Below are 15,467 nucleotides of genomic sequence, written 5' to 3' on the forward strand. Positions count from 1 at the left end.
GTTATGGCTCAACTACCTCCATCGATGCGTCGCAAACGTGCGGCGATTACATCGATTCATGACAAACCACCGACTCGCAAAGAGAAAATGATTAATGCGGGTGGTTGGGTCATGCTTATTTTTGCATGTTGTGTACTTTTGGTCGGCATTTATGGCTTATATAGCGTCATGACCAGTGCAAAGGTAGCATCTTTGGATGTGGTTGGTCTGCAAGCCGAGCCTGAAATTAGTCAAGTGAAACAGCAGTTAATGCCTACCATTACAGGCAATTATTTTACTGCTGATCTTGAGCAAATTCGTGATAAGGCATTAGAGATTTCTTGGGTAGATCGAGTGGTCATTTCTAGAGCTTGGCCAGACGGTATTAAGGTTCGTGTTATTCCGAAACATCCGATTGCGCGTTGGGGAACAGGACGTCTGTTAAGTGATCAGGGTGTGGTGTATACAGAGGCATATTCTAGAAATCACGCAAATTTACCACTTATGCATGGTCCGTCAGATCAGTCAAAAGTCATGATGAGACGTTATCATGAAATTAATCAACTGTTTAGTCCAGTGAATCTGCGTTTGAAAGAGCTATATTTAACAGATCGTCGGACATGGTTTATGCAGTTCGATTCGGGTTTACGTATTATTGTGGATCAGGATCAGACCATGAGCAAACTGCAACGATTGAGTCACTTATCTCAAGCAGATCTGAAAGTGGTTTGGCCAAGAGTTTCAGCGATTGACTTACGTTACCGTAATGGCTTGGCGATTCAATGGAAAAATGCGACACCACCAAAGATTATAAATGGTCAGTTTGTTGTAACCATTAATGACATTAACATTGCAGATTCAAGAGTTGCAAAGCCATAATACGTGGCTTTAAAAATAGGCATAAGCCAGATATAAACAATGAAGAAAATGGTAGTGAATCATGAATGAGGCTGTTCCCTCAGTTGTTGCGATAGACATTGGGACACATAAAGTTTCAGTTCTAATTGGTAAAGTGCATGCGCCGGATAATATCCAGGTCATCGGTATGGCGACTGCGCGAAATAAAGGCATGAACAAAGGAAAAATTGTTAGCCTTGAGAAGGTGATCTCTGCGATTAAGAATGCGGTACAAGAAGCAGAAGATATGGCGGAGTGTCGTGTGCATTCGGCATGGGTATCGATCCCGAGTACAGAACTGCAAAGTGCTTATGCGACAGGCCGGACACCGATTTCTAATCCAGAACGCACCATTACGACTTCAGAAGTGGTTAAAGCTTTAGAAATGGCAAAAGCTAGTCATTTAACTTCTGATCATTATCTTGCAAGTGCAGTCCCATTGGGTTTTGAGTTGGATGATTCACCTGAGTGGGTGCATAATCCAATTAACCTTTCAGCAAATAGCATGACGGCGCATTATCAACTCATGATGCTACCAATCAGCACCATGCAAAATTTAGATCGTGCAATGAAAGGCGCCAATATTTTTGTCGAAAAGATGGTGATTTCATGTTTAGCAACGGCTGAAGGTGCATTGCTGAAAGATGAAAAAGAGTATGGGGTATGCTTATTGGATATTGGGGCTGGTACAACCAATATTGCAGTTTATATTGAAGGTCATTTAGTGCTAGCACACACCATTCAACGTGGTGGTGAAAATGTAACGCGTGATATCGCTGCAGTATTGCAAACGACGACCGAAGAAGCTGAACGACTCAAATTGCTTTACGGTTGTGTTGATTTACAGCAAGTCAAACCTGAACATATGATCGAGTTTGAAGCGATCGATGGTCCTCAGGCGATCAGTCGGATTGAGCTATCAGAGATTATTATTGCACGTTACGAAGAAATTCTTTCTATGGTGCGTGATGAGTTACAACAACGTGGTGCGCTACAAAGTTTATACCACGGTGTAGTTTTAAGTGGTGATGCATGTCAGATTGAGGGTATGATCACATTATCACGTCGTATGTTGGGTGTTTCTGCTCATTTAGGCAACCCTCCGCTACAAGTATATGCGGATGATCAACATTTACCTGCATTAAGACGTTCAATGTATTCTACCGCAACGGGACTGCTGTTATTTAGTCAAAGCGATTTACAAGAATCGGTTGAGCAACCTGAAGAAGTGAATAAGCGTCCATTATTAGAGCGCATAGCGAATGGTTGGAATGCGTTTAATAACAAATTGAAAGGTATTTTTTAAGTTTAGTTTTTAAGGGAGTATTGTTTGCAACTTGTAAGAGCAACTTCATGTGCTTGACAAGAATGTGATTGCAACGCATCCTAAAAACAATTTTTTATTATTGAAGATCAAGGCAGTATACGGGCTTAAGTGACTGCCAAATTTATTAGGAAAAGTTAAGGTCATGGCTTCATTTGAATTTTTAGAAGATGAACAAACCGATAATAACGGTCAAGCCCGTTTTACTGTGTTTGGTGTTGGTGGCGGTGGTGGTAATGCCGTACAACACATGGTGCAATCTGATATCAAAGGCGTGAAATTTGTTTGTGCAAATACAGATAAACAAGCTTTGGATCGTATGAATGCGCCATTCAAAATCCAATTGGGCCAACAAAGTACGCGTGGACTAGGTGCAGGAGCAAATCCTGATGTCGGTCAAATTGCAGCAGAAGAAAGTCGTGAATTAATCCGTCAGCATCTGGAAGGTGCAGATATGGTATTTGTTACTGCCGGCATGGGTGGTGGTACTGGTACTGGTGCAGCACCAGTCGTGGCTGAAATAGCACAAGAAATGGGTATTTTGACGGTTGGTGTTGTCACCACTCCATTTAACTTCGAGGGTCGTCGTCGTCAACGTTCTGCTGAAAAAGGGATCGAAGAACTTGAAAAGCATGTTGACTCATTGATTATCATTCCAAACCAACGCCTACTTAGCGTTTATGGTGATATCTCGATGCAAGATGCTTATCGCAAAGCGGATGATGTCTTGCTTAATGCGGTACGAAGTATCTTTGATTTAGTTGTGCGTCCTGGTCATATCAACCTTGACTTCGCCGATTTAAAAACAGCGATGAGCACACGCGGTTATGCGATGATGGGTGAAGGTAAGAGTAGCGGTCCAGATCGTGCTGAAGATGCAGCGCGTCTTGCGATTCGCAGTCCGTTGCTTGACAACGTAAATATTATGAACGCGAAGGGTGTTTTAATTAATATCACTGGCGGTAATGATGTTACCTTGCGTGAAACTGAAATTATCACAGATGTTGTCAATCAAATTGTTGATCTGGATGAAGGTGAAGTCTTCTTTGGTACAGTATTTGATCCAGATGCGCGTGATGAAATCCGTGTTACTGTGATTGCGACAGGTTTAACTCGTAATGCGAATGAAACGGAAGTGAAGCGCCGTGCGCCAGTGAGTGTAAACCCATCAGTTGGTGGGCAAGCTGCTGCTTTGGATGAAGATGATGTTCCAGCAATCAGTAAACGTCAGAATCAAGAGAGTGTAGCCCCAGAGCCTTCTGCAGCGCCTCGATCTGCACCAATGAGCATTCAAGATTATCTTAAAAATCAACAGCGTAAATAACATGTAACATAATGTGTTTACGATGATCAAACAGAAAAGGTGGCGCTTATGCCACCTTTTTGATTTTTATCAATGGCTAAATGTGCTAACGTATACTAGATTTTAGATGAATATTGAAGAAACATGTTGAAACAACGCACCCTGAAACGAGTCGTGAAAGCGAGTGGTATCGGATTACACAGTGGGCAAAAAGTAATGATTAACTTTGTACCACATGTAGCTGATGGGGGTATTGTTTTTCGCCGTATTGATTTAAATCCGCCTGTAGATATTCCTGCTAATGCGATGCTGATTCAAGAAGCATTTATGTGTTCAAATTTGGTACAAGAAAATGCCAAAGTTGGGACTATCGAACATATTATGAGTGCGATTGCAGGTCTTGGTATTGATAATCTGATTATTGAAGTATCAGCTTCAGAAGTTCCAATTATGGATGGAAGCGCCGGTCCATTTATCTATTTACTCATGCAAGGTGAGTTGATGGAGCAAGAAGCGCCTAAAAAATTTATAAAAATATTAAAGCCTGTAGAAGCATTAATTGACGATAAGCGCGCTATTTTTAATCCGCATGATGGTTTTCAACTTAATTTTACGATTGATTTCGATCACCCAGCCTTTGCCAAAGAATATCAGTCTGCCAGTATTGATTTCTCAACGGAAACATTTGTTTATGAAGTCAGTGAGGCACGTACTTTCGGCTTTATGAAAGATTTGGATTATCTTAAGGCGAATAATTTAGCTTTGGGTGCTAGTTTAGATAATGCAATTGGTGTTGATGATTCAGGTGTTGTGAACGAAGAAGGCTTACGATTTGCTGATGAATTTGTACGTCATAAAATATTAGATGCGGTGGGTGATCTTTATTTACTCGGACATCAAATTATTGCGAAGTTTGATGGTTACAAATCTGGACATGCACTCAATAATCAACTGCTTCGCAATGTTCAGAGTGATCCATCTAATTATGAAATTGTAACATTTGATGACGAAAAGTCTTGTCCAATTCAATATGTAAGTGTGATCTAAGTCATTGTCTTCAGGTTAAATGTTATAGTGTAACATTGTTAAGTGTGACTTAATTCGCTTTTAAACTAGTGAATGACGTTTAAATCAAATGGTCCAGTTACTTTTTATTGCTTGCCAAACGTATCATAGCTTGGCTAAGCTTAGGATCGTTCACAAAACTAGCAGCGTTGAGTAACATTTCTTGCGTTGTCGGACATAAAGAAGTTTTGGAATTTTCAGTTTGTGTTTGGGGAATTTCTTTTTTTGCTCGAAGACGAACTTGGATTTTTTGTAAATCTTTGAGTTCAGGGATTTGTGATAACTGAGAAATATACTGTTTTTGAAGGTAACCGAGTTGACTAATCATGGCTTGATTTTCACCGGTGATGGTCAAAATACCGTATTGATAACAGACAACTTGCCATTGTTCATTTTTGGGCAATAGCGGTTGAATTAATTTTGTAAGTCTCTGCCAGTCAGCAACTTGCTTTGTGAGAAACGATAAGTTTCCTGTTTTTATGTGTTGTCTTGTTTGTTGAAACATATTTTTTGGTTCTGACATACATTGTTCCTACATTGTTTTGTCTTAATCTTAAACGCTTGTTTCTTTCGATATCAAGGAAGAGATCACACAAGAGACTTGAGTAAGAACAGTTTAATGAGGTTTATATGTATACGCGACGTATTTTATTAGCGTTTTCTTTAGCAGCTTCAGCAGCTTCGGTTGCATTTGCAGATTTAGTTCAATTAGATGCCACACAAGCCTCCAATCCTGATCGATTGGAAGAGTTAACAAGAACACTATCACAAGGTTCTTATAGTCATCCTGATGACATGGACATTCCAGCGACAGCACAAGTCGATGTGACAGTTCGAGCGAAGACGGATCCAATCGAATTAAATAATGCGCTGCTTAATAGTAAATACCCTGCTCAAAAAACTACAACGACAAGTTCAAATCGTTACTCTTCAAATAATGCATATTCATGGTTAGTGACACACCCGCTTCCAACTGGTCGTGTCAGTTCAAATTATGGCGGCCGAACAATGGGCGGCCGTGCTGAAAACCATTCAGGCTTAGATCTTGCTGCACCAACAGGCACTCCAATTTATGCAACCGGTCCAGGTATAGTGACCAAATCAGGTTGGGGTACAGGTTATGGTCAATATGTTGAAATCAACCACGGTAATGGGTATATCACACGATATGCACATGCTTCACGCTTGATTGCTAAAGTAGGTGATAAAGTCACTGCTGGTGAGCATATTGCCAATGTGGGTTGTACTGGACGTTGTACTGGTCCTCACTTACATTATGAAGTGGTCAAAGATGGTCAGCGTAAAAACCCTTCAACTTACCTAGCGATGTTGCCTTAATTAATTATCAAACCTCATTAATACACATCCATTGTTAAGTCGTTTGAATAAATCGCCAAGCAAAGTCTTGGCGATTTTCCGTTTTTGCTGTCAGGTCACCTGATTAAATTTAAGATTAGAATAAAGCTTTGTATAAAAAAACAGCAATATTGGCGTTTTAGTGTTAATTTGTGTAATAAATGGTCAAGTACTATTTATTATCGAAATATTAGTCTAATGTCGTATTCATTTATAGCCATAACTGCGTATCGCGAAAATATGTTAAATATAGGGCATACAAATAGGCATGAATATAGGTGTAATATGGCGTATTACGGTGATACCGACGCACAAGAAACCCAAGAGTGGCAGGACGCTTTTGACTCTGTTTTACAGCATATGGGGACGGAAAGAGCAGCCTTTCTTCTTGAAAAACTGTATCAACGTGCGATTGCGAAACATGTTCCCATTCAGCGTCTAAATACTCCTTACTTAAATACGATTTCAGTAGAAGAGCAACCTGCAATGCCTGGTGATCCAGATATGGAGCGCCGAATTCGTGCTTTGATTCGTTGGAATGCTTTAGCAATGGTGCTTCGCGCCAATAAAACAGGCGACGATCTTGGTGGTCACTTAGCCAGCTTTGCATCTTCTGCAACTTTATATGATGTTGGCTTTAACCATTTCTTCCGTGCGAACAGTGATAACTTCGGCGGTGACATGATTTATTATCAAGGTCACTGTGCACCAGGGATTTATGCGCGCTCATTCTTGGAAGGTCGTTTAACTGAAGAGCATCTGAACAATTTCCGTCGTGAAGTTGATGGTATTGGTTTACCTTCGTACCCTCATCCATACTTAATGCCAGACTATTGGCAGTTCCCAACGGTATCGATGGGTCTGGGTCCAATCATGTCCATTTATCAAGCACATATTCAAAAGTACTTGATGAACCGCGGTTTGATTAAAGAAGAAGATCGTAAGGTTTGGGCTTATCTTGGCGATGGTGAGATGGATGAGCCAGAAAGTACTGGTGCAATCTCGTTGGCAGGTCGTGAAAAGTTAGACAACTTGGTTTGGGTTGTAAACTGTAACTTGCAACGTTTAGATGGTCCAGTTCGTGGTAATGGTAAGATCATCCAAGAACTTGAGTCTTTATTCCGTGGTGCAGGTTGGCGCGTGATTAAAGTAGTATGGGGTCGTCATTGGGATCCACTACTTGCTAAAGATGAATCTGGTGCGCTTAAAGCCATTATGGAAGAAGCTGTAGATGGTGATTATCAGCGTTATCAAGTGAAAGGTGGTGCTTATACACGTGCGCACTTCTTTGGTAAATATCCTGAAGCTGAAGAGTTAGTTAAACACTTAAGTGATGAAGATATCGATAATTTAAATCGTGGCGGTCACGATCCTTACAAAGTATATGCTGCTTATGCAGAAGCCATGAAATCTACAGGTCAGCCAACGGTTATTCTCGCGAAAACTGTTAAAGGTTACGGCTTATCTGAAGAAATTGAAGCGGTCAATAAAACGCATCAAATCAAGAAAATGCAACTTGAATCGCTTAAATATGTACGTAACCGTTTCAACTTGCCATTTACCGATGAGCAACTTGAAGAAGTTCCATTTTATCGCCCAAGTGAAAACTCGCCTGAAATTAAGTATATGAAGGCTCGCCGTGAGGCATTAGGTGGTTACTTACCAGCACGTCGTAAAGAGAGCGAATCTTTAGCGATTCCTGAGTTGTCTGTATTTGATGCAGTGTTAGCTGGTTCTAATGGTAAGCAACAATCAACGACCATGGTGATGGTACGTTTAATCTCTGCACTACTGAAAGAAAAAGCAATTAAAGACCGTGTGGTACCAATTGTTCCAGATGAGGCGCGTACTTTCGGTTTAGAAGGGATGTTCCGTCAATTGGGCATTTATGCCGCGCACGGTCAAAAATATACCCCTGAAGATCAAGAGCAGTTGATGCATTACCGTGAAGCGAAAGATGGTCATATGCTTCAAGAGGGGATCAATGAAGCAGGTGCGATGAGTGCTTGGGCTGCTTTAGGAACAAGTTATTCAACCAATAACCTTCCTATGATCCCGATGTACATGTATTACTCAATGTTTGGCTTCCAACGTATTGGTGATATTGCATGGGCGGCAGGTGATGCACAGGCGCAAGGTTTCTTATTGGGTGCAACTGCTGGTCGTACTACGCTGAATGGTGAAGGTCTACAGCATCAAGATGGTCACTCACATATTCTTGCGAATACGATTCCAAATTGTATTTCTTATGATCCATGTTTCGGATATGAACTTGCGGTGATTGTACATGACGGTCTAAAACGCATGTATGTGGATCAGGAGCGTGTGTTCTATTACTTAACTGTAATGAATGAGAACTATGAGCATCCAGCGATGCCACAAGGTGCTGAAGAAGGCATTAAACGTGGTATGTATTTACTTGAGGAAGATGAAAAAGCCACAGTTCAGCTTTTAGGTTCAGGTGTAATTCTGCGTGAAGTGATTAAAGCGGCTCAAATCTTACGTGATGAATATCAAATTCATTCGAATGTCTACAGCGTAACAAGCTTTAATGAGCTTGCGCGTGATGGTATGGCGTGCGAAGAATATAATCGTTTACATCCACTTACTGAAGATGTAAAAGAAGCATGGGTGTCGAAGCAGTTGCGTGGTACGAAAGGTATCGTCGTTTCTGCAACAGATCATATGCGTGCTTACAGTGAGCAAATTCGCGCTTACCTTCCAGATAACCGTCCATTTGTAGCATTAGGTACAGACGGTTATGGTCGCTCAGATACACGTGCAAAACTTCGTAGCTACTTTGGTGTAGATGCTGCACATATTGTTGTTGCGACACTGAAGAAACTTGCTGACGAGGGTGAAGTAGATGCGCGTCTAGTTAAAGATGCGATTTCTAGCTTTGAATTAGATACTGACCGTCCAGTCGCTTGGGCACCTCAAACAACGCCTGAACTTCACGCTGTAGCTGACTACAAAGAGGAGAACTAAGCATGCAAATTACGACTCCTGATATTGGTGTAGATAAAGCTACAGTGGCTGAAATTTTGGTCAAAGTGGGTGATACGATTAGTGTCGATGACAGCATTGTTTTGTTGGAGTCTGACAAAGCATCTGTTGAAGTGCCAAGCACTTCAGCAGGTGTGGTGAAAAGTATTTTGGTGAGCCTTGGTGACGAAGTTGCTGAAGGTGCGGTTTTGGTAGAGCTTGAAGCGGAGCGGCAAACGTCATCTGAAGCACCTACAGCACAAGTTGAAGAATCGAAAGCACAAGCTCACGCAGAACCTGTAGCCCAATCTCAAGCGGAAGCACCAAAAGCAGCAACGGCATCTGAAACTGTTGATGTTCAAGTACCAGACATTGGTGTTGAAAAAGCCACTGTGGGTGAGATCTTGGTTGCGGTTGGCGACGAAATTGATGCCGATCAAAGTATCATTGTTGTTGAGTCTGACAAAGCGACAGTCGAAGTTCCAAGTGCTGTTGCGGGTACAGTTGAATCGATTGAAATTTCAGTCGGTGATACAGTCAAAGAAGGTGTTGTGATTCTGAAAGTGAAAACAGCAGCTTCAGTATCAAACGTGGCGCAAGCTGCTGCAGAAACTACACCGATGACTGCTCTAGCTGCAGCGGCACCACCTGCAGAATCAACAAAAGTGACAGTTGCTTCAGCGCCAGCAGGTAAAGTTGAGATTGCTGTCCCTGACTTAGGTGTAGACAAAGCTGCTGTAGCTGAAATTTTAGTGGCTGTTGGTGATAAGGTTGAAAAAGACCAAAGTATCATTGTGGTTGAATCAGATAAAGCGACCGTTGAAGTGCCAAGTACCACCACAGGTGTGATTACCGCAATTCATATTGAATTGGGTCAAAACGTGTCTGAAGGCGTGGCTTTAGTTACGATTGAGGCTGAAGGTCAAGTAGCCCCAGTTACAGAAGCCCCTGTAGCAGCACCAGTGAGTACAAAAGCGGAAGCACCAAAAGCAGTCCCTGCGCAAGCTGGTGCTCCTGTACAAACAGCTGCTCCTTCAGCAGATAAGCTGACCAAAGAGCAAAATGCAGCAAATGCTAAAGTATATGCTGGTCCTGCGGTACGTAAGTTGGCGCGTGAGCTTGGTGTTGTGTTGGCAGAAGTCAAAGCTTCTGGTCCACATGCACGCTTAATGAAAGAAGACATCTTTGCGTATGTGAAAACACGTTTAACTGCACCAGCACCTGTAACTGCTGCACCGACAGTTGCTGCACCAGCAGGATTGCCTAAATTACCAAGTTTTGATGCCTTTGGTGGTGTAGAAGAAAAAGCGTTAACACGTTTACAGCAAGTGTCTATTCCACAGTTGTCATTGAACAATTATATCCCGCAAGTGACCCAATTCGATGCGGCAGATATTACGGAGCTTGAAGCATGGCGTAATGAGCTTAAAGGCAACTTTAAGAAAGAAGGCATTAGCCTGACCATTATGGCATTCATCATCAAGGCTGTAGCGCATTTGCTAAAAGAAGAACGTGAGTTTGCAGGTCATTTGTCTGATGATGGCAAAACCGTATTACTGCGTAAAGAAATCCATATGGGCATTGCTGTTGCTACACCAGATGGTTTAACAGTGCCTGTGCTACGTAATCCAGATCAAAAATCAATTAAGCAAATCGCAGTTGAACTCGGTGAGTTGGGTCAAAAAGCGCGTGATAAGAAATTGTCACCGAAAGATCTGCAAGGTGCCAACTTCACGATTTCAAGCCTAGGCGCAATTGGTGGTACGGCATTCACTCCGCTTGTCAACTGGCCGCAAGTGGCAATCTTGGGTATTTCACCTGCAACGATGCAACCTGTGTGGAATGGACAAGGTTTTGATCCACGTTTAATGCTTCCATTGTCATTGTCTTATGACCATCGTGTCATTAATGGTGCTGATGCTGCTCGCTTTACCAATAAACTGACGAAGCTGCTTAAAGATATTCGTACATTGCTCATCTAAATATTTTTAACGTATTTTGTCTGCAGAATCAAAACCTCACTTCGGTGGGGTTTTTATTTGTAAAAACAAAAAGCCAGGATTATAATGGATAAACTTCATTGGGGAGTAGCCGCTGTTCTGCAATAGAACAGGTGATGGTCAACATATTTGCTCTAAAACGAGCATGGTCATCATAGCAAAGAACCAAATGAGCTCTATTTGAGCTTTCTTTTGTTGGCAAGACCTTTGATTTACCATTCTGCGGATTTTTGGCTAGCAGGGATGGTGGGTCATTGGTATTTGTTATGCTAGCCAGAGAAAGACATCATGTATGAATTCCTTCTGTCTACAGGTATCGTCGCACTAGCTGAAATGGGTGATAAAACCCAATTGTTAGCTTTACTTCTTGCTGCACGCTTTCGTAAACCCGTTCCAATCTTAATTGCTATTTTGTTAGCGACAATTGTCAATCATGGAGTTTCCGCTGCTCTAGGACAATGGGTTACAACAATTTTAAGTCCCGAGATCCTCATGTGGATTCTAGCAATAGGATTTATTGCTATGGCTGCTTGGATGCTGGTCCCTGATGAACTAGAGGATGAGTCAGCAAGTATTCAACAATGGCAAAAATTTGGCGTTTTTGGAGCGACATTTATTTTATTTTTCTTGGCTGAAATTGGCGACAAAACGCAGATTGCGACAGTGGCACTTGCTGCACGTTTTGACAGTATCTGGTGGGTGATGGCTGGAACGACATTAGGTATGATGATCGCTAATGCGCCGGCAGTATTTATTGGTGATAAATTGGCGAATCGATTACCTATTTCCTTGATTCACAAAATTGGCGCAATAATTTTCCTTGTCATTGGTGTGGGCACTTTAGTGCAACATTATTGTTTATAAATGGTTGTATACGCATAAAGATCTGAATCTTCAAAAGATTTAGTTTATTTATAAATAGTATTGAAATAATGCACCATGAAAGTGATTCATAATGGTGCATTTTTTTAATGGAAGTTATTGATTAGTAAATAAATATAATAAAAATAAATCTTGTTTTTGAAATTAAGTTTTTTTAGGATTTCGTCACTAAAAAATTATTTTTAAGAGATTTAAAAATGCTCTCTCAGATTTCTGCACAGGATGCGTGTTTAAGTTGTGGTGCTTGTTGTGCCTATTTCCGTGTTTCATTTTATGGTGCGGAAGCGATGAACATCCCTACCGAGATGGTTGAGGATATTAACCCTGTATATGCTTGTATGGTGGGGACGAATCAAACTAACCCGCGATGCGTTGCTCTAGAAGGAGAAATAGGGAAGCAAGTCTCTTGCTCGATCTATACGGTTCGCAGTTCATCGTGTAGAGAGGTCCAAGCCGGAGATGCGCAATGTGCCAAAGCTCGACAAGCCCATCATCTGATCCCATTAATTGATATTGAAATTGTTCCATCGTCGAATGATGACGATTACGATCAGGTCAGTTAATTTGAATGATTTAAAATATGCTTCTGTTTTATATGCTCTTATTATGATTTTTTCGGATAGTAAATTGCATAAAAATAGGGGTGGTGGGTAAATTTCATAAAATTGTCGATAATAAGAAATGAAATTTACCTTAAAATTTGTATATAATGGCGCACGGAAATTACCAGTGAGACTGTTATGTTGACCATCGTTCAAGACGCGTTAACTTTTGATGATGTCCTATTACTCCCTGCCTACTCTACTGTTCTCCCAAAAGATGTCTCTCTAAAGACACGTTTAACTCGCGGCATTAATTTGAATATCCCTCTTGTGTCTGCAGCAATGGATACGGTGACTGAATCCCGTATGGCAATTGCAATGGCACAAAATGGCGGTATTGGTATCCTTCATAAAAATATGGATATTGCAGCGCAAGCTGCTGAAGTACGCCGTGTGAAAAAATTCGAAGCAGGCATGGTGAAAGATCCAATTACAGTAACCCCTGAAACGACTGTGCGTGAGTTAATCGCAATTACGCAAGCGAACAATATCAGCGGTGTGCCAGTGGTGAAAGATGGCAAAGTAGTTGGTATTGTGACAGGTCGTGATACACGCTTTGAAACTAATCTTGAACAGCCAGTAAGCAACATCATGACTGGTCAAGATCGTTTGGTCACCGTTCGCGAAGGTGAATCGAAAGAAAACATTCAGGCACTTCTCCAAAAAAATCGCATTGAGAAAGTGATTGTTGTTGGCGAAAACAACGAACTAAAAGGTTTAATCACTGTAACAGATTTTAATAAGGCTGAGCTTTATCCAAATAGCTGTAAAGATGACTTAGGTCGTTTACGTGTGGGTGCTGCAGTTGGTACAGGTGTAGAAACTCCAAGCCGTGTTGAAGCATTGGTTGATGCGGGTGTTGACGTGATTGTAGTCGATACTGCACATGGTCACTCTGCTGGTGTTATCGAGCGCGTACGTTGGGTTAAAGCCAACTACCCACAAGTTCAAGTCATTGGCGGTAACATTGCGACTGGCGATGCTGCATTGGCTTTACTTGATGCAGGCGCAGATGCTGTGAAAGTAGGTATCGGTCCTGGTTCAATCTGTACGACTCGTATTGTTGCAGGTATTGGTATGCCACAAATTTCGGCGATCGATTCTGTTGCTAACGCACTGAAAGATCAAATTCCATTGATCGCAGACGGTGGTATCCGCTTCTCAGGTGATATGGCAAAAGCGATCGGTGCAGGTGCAAGTACGATTATGGTGGGTTCTTTACTTGCTGGTACTGAAGAAGCACCAGGCGAAGTTGAATTCTTCCAAGGTCGTTATTACAAAGCTTACCGAGGAATGGGTTCATTGGGTGCAATGGCGGGTGCAACAGGTTCTGCGGATCGTTATTTCCAAGACTCTAAAGCAGGTGCTGAGAAGTTGGTTCCAGAAGGTATTGAAGGCCGCGTACCTTACAAAGGGCCAATGGGCAACATCGTGCATCAAATGATGGGTGGTTTACGTTCATCTATGGGTTATACAGGCTCTGCAGTGATTGAAGATCTTCGTCAAAATGCGAAATTCGTGAAAATCACGTCTGCGGGTATGTCTGAATCACACGTTCACGATGTGACCATTACTAAAGAAGCACCGAATTACCGTGTTGGTTAATTGCCTGTTATAAAACAATTTTTAAAAAAACCGTCATGTAAATGACGGTTTTTTTATTTTGGTGTAAAGTGGTGCGCATTGAAAAAGGATGATGTTAATCACCCGCTAAGAAGTGAGAGAATGAATGAGTTATTTTGGTACTGATGGTATTCGTGGGAAATTCGGTGTATTTCCAATCACACCTGAGTTTGCACTCAAATTAGGGTTTGCTGCGGGTAAAGTACTTAAGCGTAGAACAAAAAGAAATAAACCGATTGTGGTGATGGGCAAAGATCCTCGTTTATCAGGTTATATTTTAGAAGCTGCTTTACAATCGGGTTTAAACGCAGCTGGTGTTTATGTGCATTTATTGGGTCCATTACCTACGCCTGCCATTGCTCATTTAACTCGTGCTTTGCATGCCAGTTTAGGGATTGTCATCTCAGCTTCACATAACCCTTATCATGATAATGGCATTAAGTTTTTTTCTTCAGAAGGAAAAAAATTACCAGACGAGTTTCAAGATGAGATTAATGCTGAACTCGAGAAAGATATTGTCATTGATGATATTGCGAGTCTAGGAAAAAGTGTGCGTGTTGATGATGCTCCAGGTCGTTATATTGAATTTTGTAAATCAACGTTCCCATACCATTATGATTTAAACAATTTAAAGATTGTCGTCGACTGTGCCAATGGAGCAGCATATAACGTGGGTCCTGCGGTATTCCGTGAGCTCGGTGCCAAAGTGATTGCGATTCATAATGAACCGAATGGTTTGAATATTAACCAAGGCTGTGGCTCAACTCATCCTGAGAGTTTGCAAGCTGCTGTTGTTGAGCATCAAGCAGATTTGGGTATTGCATTTGATGGCGATGCAGATCGTGTCATTCTAGTGGATCAGAATGGAAAGCTGATTGATGGCGATCATATTCTATATATCTTGGCGACACAAAGTGCCAATAAACCAGCCGGTATTGTCGGTACGCTCATGAGCAATATGGCACTTGAATTAGCACTTGAAAAAGCAGAAGTTCCACTGCTACGTGCCAAAGTTGGTGACCGTTATGTACTGCAAGGTTTAGAGGAAAACGGTTGGGTTATTGGTGGTGAACCTTCAGGTCACATTTTAACTCTAGACAAGAGCACCACAGGTGATGCGATTATTGCAGCCCTACAAGTCTTAACTGTCATGGTTGAACAGAAGAAAGCATTGCATGAGTTGGTTGCTGACTTTAAATTACTGCCAAACGTGCTTGTAAATGTCCGTTTAGATGCAATGTTTGATCCATACTCAGTACCTGCATTGGCTGCAGAATTTGCCAAAGCCGAAGCGCAACTTAAAGGTCGTGGTCGATTACTGATTCGTAAGTCAGGGACTGAACCTGTAATTCGTGTGATGGTTGAAGGTGATAATCTTCAAGAAGTGACTGCACTGGCACATGCTTTGGCAGATGCTGTACGTGCTAATGCAGCAGCTTAATCGGGGATTG

Annotated in this window: 12 protein-coding genes and 1 riboswitch; of the genes, 11 read left to right on the forward strand and 1 reads right to left on the reverse strand. The window is 41.7% G+C overall.

From position 1 onward, the window contains the following. Positions 1-3 precede the first annotated feature (3 nt). The 4 genes from AC1M9F_RS04580 (at position 4) to lpxC (ending at position 4,550) form a co-directional block, all read left to right on the forward strand. Positions 4-858, forward strand: coding sequence for a cell division protein FtsQ/DivIB (locus AC1M9F_RS04580; RefSeq protein WP_035265833.1), 855 nt, complete (start codon positions 4-6; stop codon positions 856-858). A 61-nt stretch (positions 859-919) separates the two neighbouring features. After that, on the forward strand, positions 920-2,182 hold the full coding sequence (gene ftsA / locus AC1M9F_RS04585) for a cell division protein FtsA (RefSeq protein WP_035265831.1): 1,263 nt from the start codon (positions 920-922) through the stop codon (positions 2,180-2,182). A 163-nt stretch (positions 2,183-2,345) separates the two neighbouring features. Next, positions 2,346-3,524, forward strand: coding sequence for a cell division protein FtsZ (gene ftsZ, locus AC1M9F_RS04590; RefSeq protein ID WP_035265829.1), 1,179 nt, complete (start codon positions 2,346-2,348; stop codon positions 3,522-3,524). Positions 3,525-3,647: 123 nt separating this feature from the next. Next, positions 3,648-4,550: a UDP-3-O-acyl-N-acetylglucosamine deacetylase gene (gene lpxC, locus AC1M9F_RS04595; protein ID WP_481591845.1), complete on the forward strand. Its 903-nt coding sequence runs from the start codon at positions 3,648-3,650 to the stop codon at positions 4,548-4,550. A 97-nt stretch (positions 4,551-4,647) separates the two neighbouring features. Here lpxC and AC1M9F_RS04600 read toward each other — a convergent pair whose 3' ends face one another. Further along, positions 4,648-5,091, reverse strand: coding sequence for a DciA family protein (locus tag AC1M9F_RS04600; protein WP_035265826.1), 444 nt, complete (start codon positions 5,089-5,091; stop codon positions 4,648-4,650). Between the two features lie 107 nt (positions 5,092-5,198). Between AC1M9F_RS04600 and AC1M9F_RS04605 the strand changes: the two genes are divergently transcribed. The 7 genes from AC1M9F_RS04605 to glmM all read left to right on the forward strand — a co-directional run bounded on the left by AC1M9F_RS04605 (position 5,199) and on the right by glmM (position 15,457). After that, positions 5,199-5,906, forward strand: a complete 708-nt coding sequence (locus AC1M9F_RS04605; RefSeq protein WP_481595741.1) for a M23 family metallopeptidase — start codon at positions 5,199-5,201, stop codon at positions 5,904-5,906. Between the two features lie 303 nt (positions 5,907-6,209). Beyond that, a complete protein-coding gene (aceE, locus tag AC1M9F_RS04610; protein ID WP_092766512.1) occupies positions 6,210-8,912 on the forward strand; it encodes a pyruvate dehydrogenase (acetyl-transferring), homodimeric type in 2,703 nt (900 codons plus the stop codon). A gap of 2 nt (positions 8,913-8,914) precedes the next feature. Next, positions 8,915-10,891 carry a 2-oxo acid dehydrogenase subunit E2 gene (locus tag AC1M9F_RS04615; protein WP_481597181.1) on the forward strand — a complete coding sequence of 659 codons (1,977 nt, stop codon included), beginning with the start codon at positions 8,915-8,917 and terminating at the stop codon, positions 10,889-10,891. Between the two features lie 88 nt (positions 10,892-10,979). Next, a riboswitch (yybP-ykoY riboswitch) is annotated at positions 10,980-11,122 on the forward strand. Positions 11,123-11,197: 75 nt separating this feature from the next. Then, positions 11,198-11,773 carry a TMEM165/GDT1 family protein gene (locus AC1M9F_RS04620; protein ID WP_481595743.1) on the forward strand — a complete coding sequence of 192 codons (576 nt, stop codon included), beginning with the start codon at positions 11,198-11,200 and terminating at the stop codon, positions 11,771-11,773. Between the two features lie 215 nt (positions 11,774-11,988). Next, positions 11,989-12,354, forward strand: a complete 366-nt coding sequence (locus tag AC1M9F_RS04625; protein ID WP_179999146.1) for a YkgJ family cysteine cluster protein — start codon at positions 11,989-11,991, stop codon at positions 12,352-12,354. Between the two features lie 177 nt (positions 12,355-12,531). Then, positions 12,532-13,998, forward strand: coding sequence for an IMP dehydrogenase (guaB, locus tag AC1M9F_RS04630; RefSeq protein ID WP_035265814.1), 1,467 nt, complete (start codon positions 12,532-12,534; stop codon positions 13,996-13,998). Between the two features lie 124 nt (positions 13,999-14,122). Next, positions 14,123-15,457 (forward strand): phosphoglucosamine mutase, encoded by a 1,335-nt coding sequence (glmM, locus tag AC1M9F_RS04635; RefSeq protein WP_035265813.1) that lies wholly within the window; start codon positions 14,123-14,125, stop codon positions 15,455-15,457. The last annotated feature ends 10 nt before the right edge of the window (positions 15,458-15,467 follow it).

It is taken from the genome of Acinetobacter sp. ANC_7504, assembly GCF_056779995.1.

Excerpts from the sequence above, each read along its gene's own strand:
- AC1M9F_RS04600 (WP_035265826.1), bottom strand. The coding sequence starts at position 5,091 with ATGTCAGAACCAAAAAATATGTTTCAACAAACAAGACAACACATAAAA.
- ftsA (WP_035265831.1), top strand. The coding sequence starts at position 920 with ATGAATGAGGCTGTTCCCTCAGTTGTTGCGATAGACATTGGGACACAT.
- glmM (WP_035265813.1), top strand. The coding sequence starts at position 14,123 with ATGAGTTATTTTGGTACTGATGGTATTCGTGGGAAATTCGGTGTATTT.
- AC1M9F_RS04620 (WP_481595743.1), top strand. The coding sequence starts at position 11,198 with ATGTATGAATTCCTTCTGTCTACAGGTATCGTCGCACTAGCTGAAATG.
- AC1M9F_RS04605 (WP_481595741.1), top strand. The coding sequence starts at position 5,199 with ATGTATACGCGACGTATTTTATTAGCGTTTTCTTTAGCAGCTTCAGCA.
- aceE (WP_092766512.1), top strand. The coding sequence starts at position 6,210 with ATGGCGTATTACGGTGATACCGACGCACAAGAAACCCAAGAGTGGCAG.
- AC1M9F_RS04580 (WP_035265833.1), top strand. The coding sequence starts at position 4 with ATGGCTCAACTACCTCCATCGATGCGTCGCAAACGTGCGGCGATTACA.
- lpxC (WP_481591845.1), top strand. The coding sequence starts at position 3,648 with ATGTTGAAACAACGCACCCTGAAACGAGTCGTGAAAGCGAGTGGTATC.
- guaB (WP_035265814.1), top strand. The coding sequence starts at position 12,532 with ATGTTGACCATCGTTCAAGACGCGTTAACTTTTGATGATGTCCTATTA.
- ftsZ (WP_035265829.1), top strand. The coding sequence starts at position 2,346 with ATGGCTTCATTTGAATTTTTAGAAGATGAACAAACCGATAATAACGGT.
- AC1M9F_RS04625 (WP_179999146.1), top strand. The coding sequence starts at position 11,989 with ATGCTCTCTCAGATTTCTGCACAGGATGCGTGTTTAAGTTGTGGTGCT.
- AC1M9F_RS04615 (WP_481597181.1), top strand. The coding sequence starts at position 8,915 with ATGCAAATTACGACTCCTGATATTGGTGTAGATAAAGCTACAGTGGCT.